The organism is Pseudoalteromonas sp. N1230-9 (genome assembly GCF_032716425.1).
Taxonomy (GTDB): domain Bacteria; phylum Pseudomonadota; class Gammaproteobacteria; order Enterobacterales; family Alteromonadaceae; genus Pseudoalteromonas.
Genome location: NZ_CP090419.1, coordinates 3,708,896 through 3,727,959, shown reverse-complemented (window position 1 = coordinate 3,727,959; position 19,064 = coordinate 3,708,896). Strand labels below are relative to the sequence as shown.

The 19,064-nt window shown below is 41.1% G+C and carries 19 protein-coding genes; 17 read left to right on the top strand and 2 right to left on the bottom strand.

Going from position 1 to position 19,064, the window contains the following annotated elements; genetic code table 11:
- The first annotated feature begins 505 nt into the window (after positions 1 to 505).
- From rpmH to yidC, 4 genes are all read left to right on the top strand, one after another.
- Entirely contained in the window at positions 506 to 640 is a 135-nt protein-coding gene (gene rpmH, locus LY624_RS17420; RefSeq protein ID WP_045980711.1) for a 50S ribosomal protein L34, read from the top strand.
- A 7-nt stretch (positions 641 to 647) separates the two neighbouring features.
- Positions 648 to 1,070 (top strand): ribonuclease P protein component, encoded by a 423-nt coding sequence (rnpA, locus tag LY624_RS17415; RefSeq protein WP_058583673.1) that lies wholly within the window; start codon positions 648 to 650, stop codon positions 1,068 to 1,070.
- A gap of 128 nt (positions 1,071 to 1,198) precedes the next feature.
- Positions 1,199 to 1,471, top strand: coding sequence for a membrane protein insertion efficiency factor YidD (yidD, locus tag LY624_RS17410; protein WP_054563758.1), 273 nt, complete (start codon positions 1,199 to 1,201; stop codon positions 1,469 to 1,471).
- 8 nt (positions 1,472 to 1,479) lie between these two features.
- Positions 1,480 to 3,111, top strand: coding sequence for a membrane protein insertase YidC (yidC, locus tag LY624_RS17405; protein WP_130149249.1), 1,632 nt, complete (start codon positions 1,480 to 1,482; stop codon positions 3,109 to 3,111).
- A gap of 56 nt (positions 3,112 to 3,167) precedes the next feature.
- Here the strand turns inward: yidC and LY624_RS17400 are convergent, their stop codons facing one another.
- Complete coding sequence (locus tag LY624_RS17400; protein WP_130149250.1) at positions 3,168 to 4,373, bottom strand: PepSY-associated TM helix domain-containing protein; 1,206 nt, start codon at positions 4,371 to 4,373, stop codon at positions 3,168 to 3,170.
- 9 nt (positions 4,374 to 4,382) lie between these two features.
- Positions 4,383 to 6,530 carry a TonB-dependent siderophore receptor gene (locus tag LY624_RS17395; RefSeq protein WP_130149251.1) on the bottom strand — a complete coding sequence of 716 codons (2,148 nt, stop codon included), beginning with the start codon at positions 6,528 to 6,530 and terminating at the stop codon, positions 4,383 to 4,385.
- Positions 6,531 to 6,739: 209 nt separating this feature from the next.
- Here LY624_RS17395 and mnmE point away from each other — a divergent pair, with 209 nt between their 5' ends.
- The 13 genes from mnmE (at position 6,740) to atpA (ending at position 19,036) form a co-directional block, all read left to right on the top strand.
- A complete protein-coding gene (gene mnmE, locus LY624_RS17390) occupies positions 6,740 to 8,104 on the top strand; it encodes a tRNA uridine-5-carboxymethylaminomethyl(34) synthesis GTPase MnmE (protein WP_130149252.1) in 1,365 nt (454 codons plus the stop codon).
- A 146-nt stretch (positions 8,105 to 8,250) separates the two neighbouring features.
- Entirely contained in the window at positions 8,251 to 8,991 is a 741-nt protein-coding gene (locus tag LY624_RS17385; RefSeq protein ID WP_130149253.1) for an isocitrate lyase/PEP mutase family protein, read from the top strand.
- A gap of 587 nt (positions 8,992 to 9,578) precedes the next feature.
- On the top strand, positions 9,579 to 10,028 hold the full coding sequence (mioC, locus tag LY624_RS17380) for an FMN-binding protein MioC (protein WP_130149254.1): 450 nt from the start codon (positions 9,579 to 9,581) through the stop codon (positions 10,026 to 10,028).
- Positions 10,029 to 10,457: 429 nt separating this feature from the next.
- The gene (gene mnmG, locus LY624_RS17375) at positions 10,458 to 12,347 is read left to right on the top strand and encodes a tRNA uridine-5-carboxymethylaminomethyl(34) synthesis enzyme MnmG (protein ID WP_130149255.1); all 1,890 of its coding nucleotides are present in this window, start codon (positions 10,458 to 10,460) and stop codon (positions 12,345 to 12,347) included.
- A 15-nt stretch (positions 12,348 to 12,362) separates the two neighbouring features.
- Positions 12,363 to 12,983 carry a 16S rRNA (guanine(527)-N(7))-methyltransferase RsmG gene (gene rsmG, locus LY624_RS17370; RefSeq protein WP_054554802.1) on the top strand — a complete coding sequence of 207 codons (621 nt, stop codon included), beginning with the start codon at positions 12,363 to 12,365 and terminating at the stop codon, positions 12,981 to 12,983.
- Between the two features lie 12 nt (positions 12,984 to 12,995).
- Entirely contained in the window at positions 12,996 to 13,781 is a 786-nt protein-coding gene (locus LY624_RS17365) for a ParA family protein (protein WP_130149256.1), read from the top strand.
- A gap of 20 nt (positions 13,782 to 13,801) precedes the next feature.
- Entirely contained in the window at positions 13,802 to 14,713 is a 912-nt protein-coding gene (locus tag LY624_RS17360) for a ParB/RepB/Spo0J family partition protein (protein ID WP_341803603.1), read from the top strand.
- Positions 14,714 to 14,873: 160 nt separating this feature from the next.
- A complete protein-coding gene (locus LY624_RS17355) occupies positions 14,874 to 15,254 on the top strand; it encodes an ATP synthase subunit I (RefSeq protein ID WP_062568481.1) in 381 nt (126 codons plus the stop codon).
- 15 nt (positions 15,255 to 15,269) lie between these two features.
- Positions 15,270 to 16,127: a F0F1 ATP synthase subunit A gene (atpB, locus tag LY624_RS17350; protein WP_130149258.1), complete on the top strand. Its 858-nt coding sequence runs from the start codon at positions 15,270 to 15,272 to the stop codon at positions 16,125 to 16,127.
- 56 nt (positions 16,128 to 16,183) lie between these two features.
- Positions 16,184 to 16,417: a F0F1 ATP synthase subunit C gene (gene atpE, locus LY624_RS17345; RefSeq protein ID WP_004335261.1), complete on the top strand. Its 234-nt coding sequence runs from the start codon at positions 16,184 to 16,186 to the stop codon at positions 16,415 to 16,417.
- 42 nt (positions 16,418 to 16,459) lie between these two features.
- Complete coding sequence (gene atpF, locus LY624_RS17340; protein WP_054554807.1) at positions 16,460 to 16,930, top strand: F0F1 ATP synthase subunit B; 471 nt, start codon at positions 16,460 to 16,462, stop codon at positions 16,928 to 16,930.
- 16 nt (positions 16,931 to 16,946) lie between these two features.
- Positions 16,947 to 17,480 carry a F0F1 ATP synthase subunit delta gene (atpH, locus tag LY624_RS17335; RefSeq protein WP_062568483.1) on the top strand — a complete coding sequence of 178 codons (534 nt, stop codon included), beginning with the start codon at positions 16,947 to 16,949 and terminating at the stop codon, positions 17,478 to 17,480.
- Between the two features lie 14 nt (positions 17,481 to 17,494).
- Positions 17,495 to 19,036, top strand: coding sequence for a F0F1 ATP synthase subunit alpha (gene atpA, locus LY624_RS17330; RefSeq protein ID WP_054554809.1), 1,542 nt, complete (start codon positions 17,495 to 17,497; stop codon positions 19,034 to 19,036).
- Positions 19,037 to 19,064: the final 28 nt, after the last annotated feature.

Genomic DNA, 19,064 nt, shown 5'->3' with positions numbered 1-19,064 from the left:
TATTAAACTCCTAGAGATTTAATTTTATTCCCGTTCATCTTAAATGATGGAAAATCAAACATTTATTGCTAATCTTTGACCGATTTTATCGACCCAGACCGACTATTATGAAGGCACTTTATCCACAAGTACAAGATTGATTTTTCTGAAAAATATGATCTCGCGCAAAAAAACAAGTAACACCCTGATTTATAGAGTATTTATTTTTTAAGTCTGAACACTGATCATAGCAAATTTACAGGCAGATCGCGATCGAAATCTACGATCTAATTTACTTTTCCCAAGCTTTTATTCACTTTTTATACAGAGGCTGTGGAAAACTTCTTATTTATGATGATCCTATATGATCAAGGTAAAGGATCCTTTATAATTACTACCTCTGCAGCGTTTTAATGATTGACTTTTGTGGTCTTCATCTATAATATCTCGCGCTCGCAATGGCACCTGTGCCAGGATCGCGACCTGCATAGGATGTTTTAACCTTAACCGATCGGATGGAATTGTTATGAAAAGAACTTTTCAACCTAGCGTTTTAAAACGCAAACGTACACACGGTTTCCGTGCTCGTATGGCATCAGCAAATGGCCGTAAAGTATTAGCTCGTCGTCGTGCTAAAGGCCGTAAAGTACTTTCTGCTTAATATATAAGTGGAAGACTTTAGCTTCAGCAGGGAGTTACGTTTGTTAACTCCCTCGCATTACTCCCGCATTTTTAATGAACCAGCACGCGCTGCGACTCCTTTCTTTACTTTATTAGCCAAACGCAATGACCAAACTAATCCTCGATTAGGTCTTACGGTTGCAAAAAAACGTGTTAAAAAAGCCTGTCAACGTAATCGAATTAAACGCCTTGCTCGCGAAAGTTTCCGTTTAAATCAACATAAACTCGATAACATTGATATAGTGCTCATGGTTAAAAGCGGTATTGATGAGCAGTCAAACGAAGAGCTAACCAAACAATTGAATAAATTGTGGCGAAAAATTAATGAACGCTGCAAGCCAGGTGCTCCAAAACCACCTCCTTTTAAAAAACGCCCCAATAAATCGGCTAAATCTAATAAACAAGCCTGATAGCAATAGAATTACAGGCTTAATTAGGGTATCTTTAGCTCACCTTTTAATCATGCATTTAAAATTCTACATTGGGAATTTAAATTCATGGTATCCATTGACTAAATTAACGCAGGGGCTGACACATCATGAGGTTACTTAAACCACTTGTTGCTATTCCAAAGCGCTGTTTAGTCATGCTTATACGTGGCTATCAAAAGTGGATAAGCCCGTTATTAGGCCCGCATTGTCGTTTTAACCCAACCTGCTCAAGTTATGCTATTCAAGCAATTAATTTGCATGGAAGTGTAAAAGGCAGTTGGTTAGCTGTTAAACGCATATTAAAATGCCACCCTTTACATGCTGGTGGGGATGATCCCGTACCGGCAAAAAATCATATTAACCACCAACACGAGAAATAAGAGCTGTTATGGAATCGCAACGCACGTTTTTATTAATCGGCTTGATGCTTGTGTCGTTTTTATTATTCCAAGAATGGAATAACGACTACAATGCACCAAAAGCTGATCCAAGTGCCACAACACAAACACAAGGCGCAACAACACCAGAATCAGATGAGTTTATTCCGGCATCATCTGACGGTGAAGTACCTGCAGTTACAACAGCAAAGCGCTCAGTTATTGATGTAACAACTGATGTGTTTACTGTAAAAATTGACACCCGCGGTGGTGACATTATTGAAGCAGACCTACTTCAATATGAAGAAACAAAAGGTAGTGATACTCCTTACATGCTCCTAGGTGTGTTTGACGGTAAACAATACTTCTCACAAAGTGGCTTGATAGGTTTAAATGGCCCTGATGCAACAGTCAAAGGCCGCCCTGTTTATAAAACCACACAAAAAGCATTTACATTAAATGGTGATGAGCTGCGTGTTCCACTTGAATTTACTGACAGTAAAGGTGTGACATTTACTAAAACCTATATATTCAAAAAAGGCGACTACGCTGTAGGTCTAGAGTACACAGTAAACAACGTAACAGCAGATCCTATTCAAGTTCAGCTATACACGCAAGTTAAGCGTACTGTACAAGAAAAAGGTAGCTTAGTAGATCAAAACTACCTAGGGGCAGCTTACGGTACTGAAGAAGAGCCATACGAAAAGTATAGCTTCTCAGACATGGCTGATAAAAACCTCAACATCACCACATCTGGCGGTTATATCGCATTTATCCAACATTACTTCGTAAGTGCATGGGTGCCAAAGCAAGATCAACAAAATACCCTTTACAGCAAACTAGTTGCTGGTAATGCAGCCATTATTGGTACTAAAGGTGAAGCGGTAAACGTTCAGGCAGGCACACAAACTACTCTTTCTTCTACTTACTACATGGGCCCGAAAGAGTCTGATGTACTTGAAGCAATTCACCCAGACTTAGACCTCACAGTAGACTATGGTTGGTTATGGTTTATCTCACAACCATTATTCGTATTACTGAAGTGGTTACACAGCATCCTAGGTAACTGGGGTCTGGCAATCATTGCAATTACGGTTATCGTTAAAACGGCAATGTACCCACTTACAAAAGCGCAATATACGTCAATGGCGAAGATGCGCGCATTACAACCTAAAATGGCTGCTCTAAAAGAGAAGTATGGCGATGATCGTCAAAAATTCGGTCAAGCTATGATGGAAATGTATAAGAAAGAAAAAGTGAACCCTATGGGTGGCTGTTTCCCTCTTTTACTGCAAATGCCTATTTTCTTAGCCTTATTCTACGTATTCCTAGAATCAACTGAGCTACGCCATGCTGAATTCGTTTTATGGTTAAATGACTTATCAGCAATGGACCCATACTATGTATTACCAGTTCTATTTGGTTTAAGTATGTTCGTTACTCAGAAGCTGCAACCTATGACAGTTCAAGATCCTATGCAGCAAAAAATGATGACCTTTATGCCTGTAATATTCTCAATTTTCTTCTTGTGGTTCCCATCTGGCCTAGTACTTTACTGGTTAGTATCGAACCTTATCTCAATCGCTCAGATGCTAATCATCTACCGCGGTATGGAGAAAAAAGGTATTAAGGTAAGAGGCTAAACTCTTAACCCAATAAAAAAGGCGCTAACTGCGCCTTTTTTAATGCCTGAAAATGGCTAACCCAGAATAGGAGAATAAACCTGATTGGGTACACTGCGCTCAGTAAAGCTCAAACTTGTTGTGAGTAGCGAAGCAACCACCAAACCGATTGCAATCACCCCAGATAAACCAAGCCACTTTATAGCCGTTGTTTTACGCTTAACCCTAAGCCAACTCATATAGATACCAGCAGCACTTACAAAGCTCATCAATGCACCAAATAACCCCCAAATAAGCTTGGTACCAATTCCTGCAAAGTTGCCAAAATGTAGTGGATCAGCGGTATCGGTGATTCTTGCGACAATAGGTAATTGTTCCCCTTTTTGTATGCCAAGAACTTCACCGGAGCTTGGCTCCAAATACACGCGATTAGCACGTAGACGAAGTAAAATATCATCGTTATAGCCGCGTACTTCAATAGGCTGATTCACTTTATTAGGATAACGGATATAGCGAATATCAAGGCTAGGAAACGCCTGTTGAGCGGCTTTATAAGCTGTAGCTAAACTAATTGGCGATACATCTTTACGAGGGCTTTGTTTTTTAAACTCACTCACAGCTTGTGGAGCAGAAACAGTGTGTGGCAATTTTGCGGTTTGCAGCCCATGTTCTACCAGATACCAAACCCCTGTGATGGCCATCACAGCAATAAACCATAAACTCCAAAGCCCTAACAGCTTATGCCAATCAGACCAACTACTACGTTTATCTAGGCTTAGCGCAGCAGGCTTTTTCATAAAGCCTTGCCACCAGCGCCGATACACATAAAAACTCGAAACCAATAAAATAACGAGTAAAATACTCAAACTCGTGACGATTAATTTACCCGTCCAGCCCATCGACAAGTTCATATGCCAGTTACGTAAAAACCGCGATATCCGCACCCACTCTCCTTCACCGAGTAAGCGACCCGTTGCAGCATCTAAATAAACAAAGCGAAATGAATCTCCGACTTTAAGAGCCGCTTCAATGGCAAGGTAATCTTGCTTATGACGTTGGATATAAAGTAACTGAGCTTGCGGATAATGCTTATTAAGGGTGTTTTCGAGAGCAAGGTAGTTAGTAGAGGTAGAAGAACTTAAAGCACGGTATTTTGCGTCTGTTAAGTACTCAAGTTCATGGCTTAACGTAGCGAGTGTGCCCGATACGCAGGTAACAAAAAGCAAGACTCCAACAAAGAGCCCTGACCAAGAATGTAAGTTAAACCAACTTTTAGCGTTCACACGCCACCATTAAAAGCTATATTTAGCACTTAAATAGACACGGCGCGGTTCACCAGGAAAGTGCCCTGTTCGCTCGATAAAGCCGCTGCTTGCGTATTCTTTATCAAACACGTTCTTAACTGATAGCTGCCATTGCCAGTTATCAACCCTTGTTTGCCACGCCATGTTGTAAACAGTGTAAGGTTTAACGTGTTGGCCACCTAAACTAAGCTGTTCATCAACATAATCTAGGCCAGCAGAAATAGATGATGATAAGCGAGGTAGCTCATAGCGTGTCCATATACCTAGGGTATTTTGCGGCGCGTTAGCAAATTTATCGCTATCAGGAATTTGGTTACGAATGCTGTCGTTGGCTTTAGTAATACGGGTATCATTATAAGCGTAGCTTGCAGTAACTACCCAGCGCTCAGTGATGTCACCAACCACCTCAAGTTCAAAACCCTTACTTTGTACTTCACCAACGGCAACTAAGTCATCAACGCCGTCACCTGCAACATCACCTAATAAGCTAGGCTGTAGGATGTTTTCGCGGACAATATCGTACACAGCCATATTAACAGCAAGCGTATCTGCTAATAGCTTGGTTCTTAAACCTAACTCGTTAATACGGCTAGTCTCTGGCGAGAATGGGCCGCCTTTAGCTGTTTCCTGATTACTCGCACTTTGCGGCACAAAGCCAGTGCCATGTAGCGCATAAGGGAAGAACATGTTGTTAATGTTATAGCTAGTACCAATACGGTAAGTTAAGTCGCTATCAGAAAACTCGGTTTGATTTAACAAGTCTTTATCTTCAAAACGGTCATACCTTAAGCCAGCTGTCACACTCCAATTAGCGGTGATATCTAGCTGATCTTGCAAGTAGGCACCAAAGCGGGTGCTATTCGTTTTGCCAAGCCTTGGTGTAATACTATCAAGGTTATAATCATCAGCAGAGGTTAAACCATACTCAGGGTTGTTAAGATCAAGTCCTGGTACTGGGCCACCTTTACTTTGTTGCGTAGCTGTACGGTAAACGCTTTCAAAATCATGTTCATACCAATCACTACCAAACAACACTTGATGCTGCATGTCTGCAACTATAAATTCTGCAATCGCATTAGCTGTTAAGCTAAAACCTTCGTTCTCACGTACTTGATCACGAAACTCACGGTGGCTCCAATCAACAATACCGTCGTCATCTGTATCTACGAGGCCTCTTGGTTCATGGTAGTTTTGCACTTCTTTGTTATCAAAATAACGTGCTGTAACATCTGTGCGCCAAACATCATTAAACTCATGTTTTAAAGTAGCCTGATAAACATGGGCTTCAACATTTTGAAAGTCTGTCGCCTCGTTATGGTTCCAGCTAATATCAGTTAGAAAATTGCCATTATCATCAGCAGGAACACCACGTAAACGTGCCCCACCCAACTCTTGCTCTATATAGGTATACTGAGTGGTCAATTCGGTTGCACTATTTATAAGCCACGTATAACCAAGATCAACAATGGTATTATCGCTGCTAGTATTAGCACGAAATGGTTTTTCAGTATCACGGTAAAGACCAACACGATAAGCATGGTTATCAAGTGACTCACTTAAAGTCCCCGTGCTTTCTAATGCTCCACTGAAGAAGTCATCATTCCCCACTTCCACTTCAATACTGTGCTCACTGGTGAATTTAGGCTTCTTAGTTACATAGTTAATAATACCGCCTGGATTACCACTGCCGTATATAGCACCAGCAGGCCCTTTTAAAACCGCAACTTGTTCAATATTAAATAATTGCGGTACAGCAAAGCCATTGAAAGGATCGCCCTTCACACCATCGTATAAAATCTCATCTTGGCGAAAGCCACGGAATGTCACGCCCGAATAACTAAAAGCATTAACACCAGCAATATTGCTATAAAGATCGGTAATTTGGCGAGCAGCCTGATCACTGATCAGCTCCTGCGGTAAAATTTGAATTGACTGAGGAATTTTCTCCAAAGGTGTATTGGTACGAGTAGCAAAGCTTGATTCAGTTGGGCGATATAAAGAGAACGCACGGCCAACAACTTCTATTTTTTCGAGTTCTTTAGAATCATTTTGATCAGAAGTAGTCACTTCATTTTGAGCATGGGCAACGCCCGAAAAACCAGCAGCAAGTGCAATAAAAACAGCAGAAAGACGCATAATAAAAAACGATAAGATTTAGAATGCGAAACATGGTAATGAATATAATTATCATTTGCAATGGCCGTTTATTATTAATTAAAACTAAATAAAGTAATACTTACATCAGATAATAAACACTTCACTAAATAAAGAGCTATTCGCATGAAATTAAGCCATAGGTTACAATAGAGCCAGCATTCATTCTTTTATTGGCATTATTTCATCGCATGATTAATCAAGACACAATTGCAGCACAAGCGACCGCACCAGGACGTGGTGGGGTTGGTATTATTCGCGTCTCTGGCAGCTTAGCAAAAACAGTGGCAGAGCACATTATTGGCCGTTGCCCTAAAATACGTTACGCAGACTATGTGCCCTTTAAAAGCTTGAGTGGTGAACAGCTTGACCAAGGTATTGCTATCTACTTCCAAGGGCCAAATTCATTTACCGGCGAAGACGTACTAGAACTACAAGGTCACGGCGGCCCTGTCGTTTTAGATATGCTATTAAAAGAGATTAGCCAAATTGACGGTGTACGTTTAGCAAAACCAGGTGAGTTCTCTGAGCGCGCATTTATGAATGACAAGCTAGATTTAACTCAAGCAGAAGCAATTGCTGACCTTATCAATGCAACCAGTGAACAGGCAGCAAAAAGCGCCCTCCAATCACTGCAAGGTGAATTCTCTAAACATATTGAAACGCTGGTGGAGAAAGTCATTCACCTACGTATGTATGTTGAAGCCGCAATTGATTTTCCAGATGAAGAAATCGACTTTTTATCAGACGGTAAAGTATCCGCAGATCTCAATGCCATTATTGATCAATTAGAGAATGTAACTCAGCAAGCTAAACAAGGTAGCATCATGCGTGAAGGTATGCGTGTTGTTATTGCTGGTCGCCCTAACGCTGGTAAATCAAGCCTACTTAATGCGTTAGCTGGCCGTGATGCTGCTATCGTTACCGAAATAGCCGGTACAACACGTGACGTATTACGCGAACATATCCACATTGATGGTATGCCACTACATATTATTGATACCGCTGGCCTACGTGAAAGCCCAGATAAAGTAGAGCAAATTGGTATTGAACGCGCATGGGAAGAGATCAATCAAGCCGATCGCGTACTATTTATGTTAGACGGCACAGATACATCAGCCACCGACCCTCATGATATCTGGCCGGAGTTTATGGCCAAGTTACCAGAGGGTATGGGTGTGACTGTGATCCGAAATAAAGCCGATATTTCCGGTGAAAATGTAGGTATGGATGAACATGAACAATATCCGGTGATCCGCTTAAGTGCTAAAAATGCAGAAGGTATAGAGTTAGTTCGTACTCACTTAAAGGCATGTATTGGTTTCCAAGGTGCCACAGAAGGTGGATTCATGGCACGCCGTCGTCACCTAGATGCACTTGATCACGCAGCCTATCATTTAAACACAGGTAAAGAGCAATTAGAGATGCATATAGCTGGTGAGATCCTCGCTGAAGAATTACGCCTAACTCAACAGTTCTTAAATGAGATAACCGGTGAATTTACCTCTGATGACCTACTAGGGAAAATCTTTAGTTCGTTCTGTATCGGTAAATAAATTCCGGTTATCAATATTGATAAAAAAGAGTCGCAAGGCTCTTTTTTATTTTTAATCCAGCAATCAATTATCGGTTCAGGGCCGAAATCAGCCAGTAATTAATTTCATATCAATTAGTCTAGCGATGTTTTTAAACGGAGGACATCATGGACAAATATCAACTCTTTCATCAATTACACCACCAGCAAAGAGGCTTTGTACTCGCTAATGCGTGGGATCTTAGTTCAGCACAATTCATCCAAGCTGCGGGAGCTAAAGCTGTAGCAACAACCAGCTGGGGGATTGCTGCCAGTTTGGGTTTAGCTGATGGTGAGAACATCTCTTTTCAAACTCAGTTAGCGCTGGTTAAAAGCTTGACCAAACACCTTCATATTCCGCTCTCTGTCGATATAGAGTCAGGCTACAGTAATAATCCGCTGCAAATTAGCCAAAACGTTTTAGCGTTAGCAAGATTAGGAGTTGTAGGCATCAACATAGAGGACTCAGACAAAGACACTAACGCACTGAGATCTATCGAACAGCAATGCACTATTATTAGTGAGATAAAGAAAGTACTTAACGAAAATGGCTTCGGTCGTTTATTTATAAACGCCAGAACCGATACCTACTTTCTAAGTGAATCCCCTTTTCAAGCAACATTAGAGCGCGCAAAAGCGTATCAAGATGCAGGAGCAGATGGTCTGTTTGTACCCGGTCTCACTAACATAGAGCAAATAACCAGCTTAGCTAACACAATAGATATTCCACTAAATGTGATGGCAATGAATAATTTTAACTCAGCAAAAGCCGCTTTTGCTGGTGGCGCAAAACGTTTTTCATTGGGTAATTCTCTCTATGATCTAGTTGGGAATACGATAAAAACCAGTTTAACTCAGATCGAAAACTAACTTAGCGAACTAAAAAATCAGATCAAAACAGCTTTTAAGATCGAATTTAGCTAAAAATGTTATCCACATTTGGGAGTTTTTTAGATCTAAAGGCTGATTTGATCATAAAAAAAACGCAGAAATTTAAATTTATTTGTCATCAACAGCCATTTTTCACCGTTAATTTTCTTTAAAATAGCCTTTATAGGCACTTATTTAGCATTTTTTCGATCTGTTTTATTGATCGCATATTGCAAACCGATCGTTATCAACAAGCGATCTATCCACAAAACGATCATAACCCGAACTTTACCTTGATCTAAAAATAAAAGCGCTTACACACAATTAAAGATCAACAACTTAGCAAAGTTATACACTTTCCAATATTTAGCTTGATCAGAACTTTCCCCAAATTTATTAACAGCTTGATCAAAGGGTTTAATTTATTATGATATTTAAAAAACCATTAAAAACAGTACTTTAAAATTATTATTAAATTAAAGCCTGTATTTTGAGCTTAAAAACTTATTCAGATCGTAATTCAACGCTTTACTCACACCCTAACTTCGTTATCATGTGGCCACTTATTTAATTACATGATCAAACACATGCAATCAGTAAATATCATTGTTGGCAGCCAAATGGGATCTGCTGAATACGTAGCAGAGCAACTAGCAGAAGCCCTTGAACAACAAGGGATCCAAGTGCAGCTTCATGAACAGCCTGTGTTTGATGATATTGATCAGCAAGATACTATTTGGTTGATGTGTACATCGACATATGGTGCGGGAGACTATCCTGAGAACCTACTGCCATTCGTAGAATCCATTAACCAACAAGCTGATCTTAAAGGATTAAACTACAGTGTGATCGGTCTAGGTGACACCAGTTACGACACCTATAACTATGCTGGCCGTAATCTTGATGAGTTATTCGCGAATAAAGGCGCAAGCCGCGTAGCAGAACGCTTAGAGCTCAATATTCTTGATGAAGCATTGCCAGAAGACACGGCATTAGCCTGGTTACCAAGCTGGATCGAATCAGTAGGACTCAGTTAAGCCGATCGGTGTTGATCGTTGTTATAAAAGTTACCCACAATTTACTGATAATTTAGATCGGATTGTGGATAAACACTGATCTAACTGCGATTTTAAGCTAGTTTATCCCTTGGATAAGATCCAATCGATATTGCCCTGTGAATAAATAGCCCTTTTGATCAAAGCTTGTACGCGGGAAGATCCGATCATATTAACACCTTTAGATCTGCTTTAAGATCATGTTTTAAAAAGCAAAGCAGACATTATCAACAGATCTGCTGAGTACTAATAGTAAAAACAACAAAAGATCTCTTTAAAAGATCCTTTATATTATTAGAGATCACCCACTTAGATCTTGAGCACTGTTTAATCATTTATCTTCTCTAAATTTCTAGGTAGAATACGCTCCCTTTACAAAGTTTTGCTGGTCGATTAAGTAGGATCCCATAAATGATTTTTCACGAACGTTTTGATGTTATTGTTGTAGGTGGTGGACATGCAGGTACTGAAGCTGCATTAGCATCTGCTCGCATGGGCATGAATACCCTATTGCTAACTCATAATATGGATACCCTTGGTCAAATGTCTTGTAACCCGGCAATAGGCGGCATTGGTAAAGGCCATTTAGTTAAAGAGATCGATGCACTTGGTGGTGCTATGGCTCAGGCTATCGATAAAGGCGGTATTCAATTTCGTACTTTAAACTCATCTAAAGGCCCTGCTGTACGTGCTACACGTGCACAAGCAGACCGTGCTTTGTATAAAGCGGCTATTCAACATACATTACAACATCAAGAAAATTTAAAGATCTTCCAACAATCATGTGATGATCTGATTGTTGAAGGCGATCGAGTAGTCGGTGTTGTAACGCAAATGGGTCTTCGTTTTAGCGCGCCTTCAGTTGTACTTACAGTGGGCACTTTCTTAGGTGGCCAGATCCATATTGGTTTAGAGAATTACAAAGGCGGTCGTGCTGGCGATCCACCTTCAATTGCTCTTGCACAGCGTTTACGTGAATTACCGTTCCGTGTTGATCGCTTAAAAACAGGCACGCCACCTCGTATTGATGCGCGTACTGTTGATTTTAGCAAGATGCAAGAACAGCCTGGTGATACCCCTACTCCTGTATTCTCGTTTATGGGTAAACAATCGGATCACCCACAGCAGATCCCGTGTTACATCACTTATACAAATGAAAAAACACATGATGTGATCCGCAATAACTTACATCGTTCACCTATGTACTCAGGTGTTATCGAAGGTATTGGTCCACGTTACTGTCCTTCAATTGAAGATAAGATTGTACGTTTTGCTGATAAAGACAAACATCAAATCTTTGTTGAGCCAGAAGGCTTAACATCATACGAATTATATCCAAATGGTATCTCAACGAGTTTACCGTTTGATGTGCAACTTGAAATTGTGCAATCAATCACTGGTTTTGAAAATGCACATATTTGTCGCCCTGGTTATGCTATTGAATATGACTTCTTTGATCCACGCGACTTAAAGCAATCATTAGAAACGAAATTTATTAATGGTTTATTCTTCGCAGGACAAATTAATGGTACAACCGGTTACGAAGAAGCAGGCGCGCAAGGTTTAATTGCGGGTATGAACGCGGCATTACAAGTACAAGGTAAAGAGTCTTGGACACCTCGTCGTGATGAAGCATACACAGGTGTACTAATTGATGACCTAGCAACATTAGGTACTAAAGAACCGTACCGTATGTTTACTAGCCGTGCTGAATACCGTTTATTACTTCGTGAAGATAATGCCGACATTCGTTTAACAGCTAAAGGCCGTGAACTTGGCTTAGTTGACGATGCTCGTTGGGCTGCCTTTAACGAAAAAATGGAAATCATCGAAAAAGAAACGCAACGCTTAAAAGAAACGTGGATCCATAAAGATCATGTTGCTGTAGAACAAGTAAATGCGTTACTTAAGACTCCATTGACGCGTGAGGCAAGCCTTGAAGATCTGATCCGTCGTCCTGAAATTCGTTATAACGACCTAATGGCAATTGATGGCTTAGGCTCAGAGTTTGATAATCAAGCTGCACTTGAGCAAGTTGAAATTCATACTAAGTACGCAGGCTATATTGCTCGTCAACAAGATGAGATCAACAAGCAGCTACGTCATGAACAAACTGTATTACCAAAAGACTTTGATTATTCAACTGTTTCTGGTTTATCAAATGAGGTTATTGCAAAGCTTACTGATAGTCGTCCAGACACAATTGGTCAAGCGTCACGTATTTCAGGTATCACCCCTGCTGCTATTTCGCTATTATTAGTCTATCTGAAAAAGCAAGGCTTACTGCGCAAGACTGCGTAGTCGGTGAGGAATACAGTGTTACAACAACAATTAACTTCACTGTTAGCGCAAACTGATATTGCGCTAACAGAAAAACAGCAACAACAACTTGTGCAATATGTTGAATTACTCGACAAGTGGAACAAAGCATATAACTTAACCTCTGTTCGTTTACCTGAAGAAATGATGGTTAAGCATATTATGGATAGCTTAGTTGTTGCACCACACCTTAAAGGCAAACATTACATTGATGTAGGTACGGGGCCTGGTTTACCGGGTATCGTATTAGCCATCGCTTTACCTGATACACAATTTGTGTTGTTAGATAGTTTAGGGAAACGCGTGCGCTTTTTAATGCAAGTAAAACATGCTCTTGGCCTTGAAAATGTAACCCCAGTGCAGTCTAGAGTTGAAGAATATCAACCAAGTGTTAAATTAGATGGTGTATTAAGTCGTGCATTCGCTTCATTGCAAGATATGGTTGACTGGTGTGCGCACTTGATTGATCATTCAGGTAAATTTATCGCCTTAAAAGGCGTATTTCCAAGCGAAGAATTAGACTCATTACCTAAAGGTATTAAGTTTGATGAAAAAATCAGCTTAGAAGTACCTGAGTTAGATGCACAAAGACATCTAATCATTCTATCTAAAGACTAGGGATCAGACACTGTGGCAAAAGTCATCGCATTAGCAAACCAAAAAGGGGGAGTTGGTAAAACAACCACCGCTGTGAATCTTGCGGCATCTATGGCTGCGACGAAGCGTAAAGTGTTATTAATCGATCTTGATCCGCAAGGAAACGCTACCATGGGTAGCGGTGTCGATAAATACGGCGATGTAGCAACGATTTACGATTTATTAATCGAAGAAATTCCGATTGATGAAGTGATTAATAAAGAAACGTCAGGTGAATATCATTTAATTGCAGCTAATGGCGATGTGACAGCCGCAGAAGTTAAATTAATGGAATTGTTTGCACGTGAAGTACGCTTACGCAATGCACTTGAACAAATTCAAGACCAATACGATTTCATTTTTATCGACTGCCCACCTTCACTTAATATGCTAACGGTTAATGCGATGGCTGCCGCAGATTCGATTTTAGTTCCGATGCAATGTGAGTATTATGCCCTTGAAGGTTTAACCGCATTGATGGATACCATCACACAACTATCTAAGTTAGTAAATCCAGCGTTAACAATTGAAGGTATTTTACGCACCATGTATGATCCGCGTAATCGCCTTGCAAATGATGTATCTGAACAACTAAAACAACATTTTGGCGATAAAGTTTATCGTACCGTTATCCCACGTAATGTCCGTTTAGCAGAAGCGCCAAGTTTTGGTGCCCCTGCCATGTATTATGACCGTGCATCAAGTGGCGCTAAAGCATACTTAGCCCTTGCCGGTGAAATGTTACGTAGAAAAGAGAAAACTTCTTCAGCAGTAGCCTAACTTTGAGGTAAAAAAATAACATGTCTGCTAAAAAACGCGGTTTAGGCCGAGGACTCGATGCTTTATTAAGTTCATCAAAACCTGCCCCTAGTGCAGATAATCAGCAACAAGCTACAGCAAAGCCAGAACAAGTCTCTGAGGTTGTTGCAGAGCAAAGTAAAGGTGAACTGCAAAAGTTAGCGATTGAGTTTTTACAGTCGGGTAAATATCAACCTCGTAAAGACATGTCTGAAGAAGCGCTAGAAGAGTTAGCCAGCTCAATTCGAGCACAAGGTATTATTCAGCCGATTGTTGTGCGCCCTCTTGGTGCAAATAAATACGAAATTATCGCTGGTGAGCGTCGTTGGCGCGCTGCCCAATCAGCAAAGTTAGATACTGTGCCTTGTATCATCAAGGACGTACCAGATGAAGCCGCTGTTGCTATTGCCCTTATTGAAAACATTCAACGTGAAGACTTAAATGCAATGGAAGAAGCGATTGCTCTTAATCGTTTGTTGAATGAATTTGAACTGACTCACCAACAAGTCGCGGAAGCCGTTGGTAAATCTCGTACGACTGTCACTAACTTACTGCGTCTGAATAACCTTAACGACGATGTTAAAATATTGTTAGAGCATGGCGACATTGAAATGGGTCATGCGCGCTGTTTATTAGCACTTGAAGGTGAAGCGCAATCTGATGCCGCAAGATCGGCTGTCGCTAAAGCATTAACAGTGCGTGAGACAGAAAAATTAGTACGCTCTATTTTAGAACCCGCACCTGAAAAAGAAGTGCAAGAAAAAGATCCAGATGTCAAACAGTTAGAGCAAAAGCTCGCTGAAAATTTAGGCGCTAAAGTTGAAATAAACTACAACAAAAAGGGCAAAGGCAAGCTGGTTATTTCATATACAAATCTTGATGAGTTAGATGGCATTTTAAGCCGTATAAATTAAGACTATTCCCGTCATTAATTAATAACATGTCCAAAAAGAGACATTTGTGGTGTTTTTGCACTACAAAGGGTCGACTCAAGTTGCAAAACTGGTAGGAATCAGTATAATTTCGCCAGTTTTCATACCCTGACAATTTGAACGTTCACAAGGTTAATAAAACGTGACTAATAAGTTAGCAAAGCCATATCGGCTTGCCGCATTTAAATTAATTTGTCTTCAGGGTATCGTAGCGCTTATTGCTGCAGTAATTGTTTTTGTAGGTTGGGGAGTCAATGCCGGCCAGTCAGCACTTGCTGGCGGAGCTGTTGCACTACTCCCTAATTTTGTATTTGTCGTCTATGCATTTAGATATATGGGTGCTAGTCGGACAAATCAAGTGTATGCCTCGCTCAAGCGCGGCAACGGATTAAAATTTATGCTAACAATCGTATTGTTCGCACTAATACTGAAGTCTTATACGGTTATTTTATTACCGTTTTTTTGTGTGTATGTATTGGTGTTGTTCAGTGGATTGTTTGCGCCCGTTTTTTTTAATCATTAACTTTTGGGATATAACATGGCTGCAGAAGAAGTAACTCTATCAAGCCATATTCAGCACCACTTAACGAACGCTAAGATGTGCTCGACCGACGCTGGTCTTGCCTTCAACAAAGCGTGTGCAGACAGTGGTTTCTGGACATGGAATATAGATACCCTTGCATGGTCAATCGGTTTAGGTCTAGTCTTTTTATGGATCTTCCGTAGTGCCGCTAAAAAAGCAAATACCGGTGTACCTGGTAAATTTCAGTGCTTCATTGAAATGATCGTTGAGTTCGTTGGCGACAACGTACGTGACACATACCACGGTAAAAGCGCATTAATCGCTCCATTAGCTCTGACGATTTTCGTTTGGGTGTTCTTAATGAACTTAATGGACTTGATCCCGGTTGATTTCCTACCTGCATTCGCTGGCTTCGTTGGCGAGCAAGCATTTGGTATGGATTCTCACGACGTTTACATGAAGATTGTACCTACAACAGACATCAACATGACAGCTGCACTGGCTATTGGTGTATTCATTCTGATGATCGGTTACGCAATCAAAATCAAAGGGATTGGCGGATTCATAGCTGAATTAACGCTTCATCCGTTTAGCTCAAATAACAAGCTAGCGATGGTGTTCTTAATCCCATGTAACTTATTACTAGAAACAATCGCTTTAGTTGCTAAGCCATTCTCGTTAGCACTGCGTTTATTCGGTAACTTATATGCTGGTGAGTTGATTTTCATCTTGATCGGCGCAGTTGGTTTAATGCAACTACCGTTGCACTTTATTTGGGCTGTATTCCACATCTTAGTAATCGTACTACAAGCATTCGTATTCATGATGCTGACTATCGTTTACCTAAGCATGGCAAGCTCAGATAATCACTAATTTTTTACACTTTTAAAATTTAATTTTAATTTACAATTGAAACTTTGGAGAAAAAAATGGAACTAGTATTAGGTCTTAAGTATATCGCTGTTGCTCTACTTATCGGCTTCGGTGCAATCGGTACTGCAATCGGCTTCGGTAACATGGGTGGTAAATTCCTAGAAGCATGTGCACGTCAACCTGAGCTTGCACCTTCATTACAAGTTAAGATGTTCATCCTTGCTGGTCTAATCGATGCCGTAGCTATGATCGGTGTTGGTATCGCAATGGTATTGTTGTTCGTACTTTAATATTATTTTTTGAACAGCTTACTATTTTAAGGAGGAGCGGTCGTGAACTTAACAGCCACTCTTATCGGTGAATTAATTGCATTTACGGTTTTCGTACTTTTCTGTATGAAATACGTATGGCCACCACTAAATGGTGCAATTGAAGCTCGCCAGAAGAAAATCGAAGATGGTTTAGCTGCCTCTGATAGAGCCGAAAAAGACTTAGAACTTGCGCAAAAGAAAGCTGCTGAGCAGCTTAAAGAGGCAAAAGCTCAAGCGGCTGATATCATTGAACAAGCTAAAAAGCGTGCCACGCTAATCGTTGACGAAGAAACTGTTCGTGGTCAACAAGAGCGTGAAAAAATTATTGCTCAAGGGCACTCTGAAATCGAAGCAGAGCGTAACCGTGTAACAGAAGAACTACGTAAACAAGTAGCGACGCTGGCAGTGGTTGGTGCTGAGAAGATTTTAGAGCGCGAAATCAATCAAGCCGCACACAGTGACATCGTTGAAAAACTTGTCGCTGAGCTGTAATTAGGAGGGTATGAGCATGTCTGAATTGGCTACTATCGCTCGCCCATACGCTAAAGCGGCTTTTGAACTTGCCGTTGAAAAAGGCACTGTTGAAAGTTGGAACGACATGCTGTTCTTTGCTGGCCACGTTGCCAGCAATGAGCAAGCCGCTGCCGCGCTAGCTGGATTGCCTACTGCTACTGAACAAGCCGATCTGTTTATCAAGATCTGTGCAGAGCAGCTCAACGAACAAGGTCAGAACCTAATCAAGGTGATGGCTGAAAATGGACGTTTAGTTGCACTGCCTGCTGTTGCTGAGTTATTCGCTGAATTTAAAGCGGACTACGACAAAGAAATCGACGTCGATGTGGTTTCTGCAACACCGCTTGCTGCTGAGCAGCAAGCATCATTGGTAGCGGCACTTGAAAAACGTTTCGCACGCAAAGTTAAGCTGAATTGTAGTGAAGATACTACAGTTGTTGGCGGTCTTATCATTAAGGCGGGTGACACTGTAATTGACGGCTCTGTACGTGGCAAATTAGCCCGCTTAGCTACATCACTACAATCGTAATTGGGAAAAAGAGCATGCAACTTAATTCCACTGAAATTTCAGATCTGATCAAACAACGTATTGAGCAGTTCGAAGTTGTAAGTGAAGCTCGTAACGAAGGTACTATCGTATCTGTTACTGACGGTATCATCCGCATCCACGGTCTTGCTGACTGTATGCAAGGTGAGATGATTGAGCTTCCTGGCAACCGTTATGCTATCGCACTAAACCTTGAGCGTGACTCAGTAGGTGCAGTAGTAATGGGTCCTTACGCTGACCTTAAAGAAGGCGTAAAAGTTAAATCAACTGGTCGTATCCTAGAGGTTCCTGTTGGTCGTGGTTTACTTGGTCGTGTTGTTAACACACTAGGTGCACCTATCGATGGTAAAGGCGCTTTAGATAACGACGGTTTTGAACCTGTTGAGAAAATCGCACCAGGCGTTATCGAACGTCAATCAGTAGATGAGCCAGTACAAACTGGTTATAAATCTATCGATGCGATGATCCCAGTAGGTCGTGGTCAACGTGAGCTTGTGATCGGTGACCGCCAAACTGGTAAAACTGCATTAGCAATCGATGCTATCATCAACCAAAAAGGTACAGGCGTTAAGTGTGTGTACGTTGCAGTTGGTCAAAAAGCATCTACTATCGCTAACGTAGTACGTAAATTAGAAGAGCACGGTGCATTAGAAAACACGATTGTTGTTGTTGCATCTGCTTCTGAATCTGCGGCACTTCAGTACTTAGCACCATTCTCTGGTTGTACTATGGGTGAATACTTCCGTGACCGTGGTGAAGACGCGCTAATCGTATATGATGATTTATCTAAGCAAGCTGTTGCTTACCGTCAAATCTCATTACTACTTAAGCGTCCACCAGGCCGTGAAGCATACCCAGGTGACGTATTCTACCTTCACTCACGTCTTCTAGAGCGTGCATCACGTGTAAACGCTGATTACGTTGAGAAGTTCACGAATGGTGAAGTGAAAGGTAAAACAGGTTCATTGACGGCATTGCCAATCATTGAAACTCAAGGCGGCGACGTTTCTGCGTTCGTACCGACAAACGTTATCTCTATCACCGATGGTCAGATCTTCTTAGAAACTGACTTATTCAACTCAGGTATCCGTCCAGCTGTTAACGCTGGTATCTCGGTATCGCGTGTTGGTGGTGCAGCGCAAACTAAAATCGTTAAGAAACTAGGTGGTGGTATCCGTCTAGCGTTAGCTCAGTACCGTGAATTAGCTGCGTTCTCGCAGTTCGCGTCTGACCTTGACGATGCAACACGTGCTCAATTAGAGCATGGTGAGCGCGTAACAGAGCTAATGAAGCAGAAACAGTACGCACCAATGTCTGTTGCTGAAATGTCTCTGTCGCTATTTGCTGCTGAAAAAGGCTACCTAAAAGATATCGAAATCGCGAAAATCATGGATTTCGAAGCTGGCCTAATTTCTTACGCAAACAGCACATACGCAGAGCTAATGGCTCAAATCAATGAAACTGGTAACTACAACGCTGAGATTGAAGCTCAACTTAAAGAACTTCTAGAGAAGTTCAAGTCGACGCAAACTTGGTAATTTAGTTATGAATGGTGAGCTTTAGGCA

Coding starts and splice junctions, on each gene's coding strand:
- atpH (WP_062568483.1), top strand. CDS start 16,947: ATGTCTGAATTGGCTACTATCGCTCGCCCATACGCTAAAGCGGCTTTT.
- LY624_RS17385 (WP_130149253.1), top strand. CDS start 8,251: ATGGACAAATATCAACTCTTTCATCAATTACACCACCAGCAAAGAGGC.
- mnmG (WP_130149255.1), top strand. CDS start 10,458: ATGATTTTTCACGAACGTTTTGATGTTATTGTTGTAGGTGGTGGACAT.
- LY624_RS17360 (WP_341803603.1), top strand. CDS start 13,802: ATGTCTGCTAAAAAACGCGGTTTAGGCCGAGGACTCGATGCTTTATTA.
- atpB (WP_130149258.1), top strand. CDS start 15,270: ATGGCTGCAGAAGAAGTAACTCTATCAAGCCATATTCAGCACCACTTA.
- atpA (WP_054554809.1), top strand. CDS start 17,495: ATGCAACTTAATTCCACTGAAATTTCAGATCTGATCAAACAACGTATT.
- mnmE (WP_130149252.1), top strand. CDS start 6,740: ATGATTAATCAAGACACAATTGCAGCACAAGCGACCGCACCAGGACGT.
- atpE (WP_004335261.1), top strand. CDS start 16,184: ATGGAACTAGTATTAGGTCTTAAGTATATCGCTGTTGCTCTACTTATC.
- LY624_RS17395 (WP_130149251.1), bottom strand. CDS start 6,530: ATGCGTCTTTCTGCTGTTTTTATTGCACTTGCTGCTGGTTTTTCGGGC.
- rpmH (WP_045980711.1), top strand. CDS start 506: ATGAAAAGAACTTTTCAACCTAGCGTTTTAAAACGCAAACGTACACAC.
- yidD (WP_054563758.1), top strand. CDS start 1,199: ATGAGGTTACTTAAACCACTTGTTGCTATTCCAAAGCGCTGTTTAGTC.
- yidC (WP_130149249.1), top strand. CDS start 1,480: ATGGAATCGCAACGCACGTTTTTATTAATCGGCTTGATGCTTGTGTCG.
- mioC (WP_130149254.1), top strand. CDS start 9,579: ATGCAATCAGTAAATATCATTGTTGGCAGCCAAATGGGATCTGCTGAA.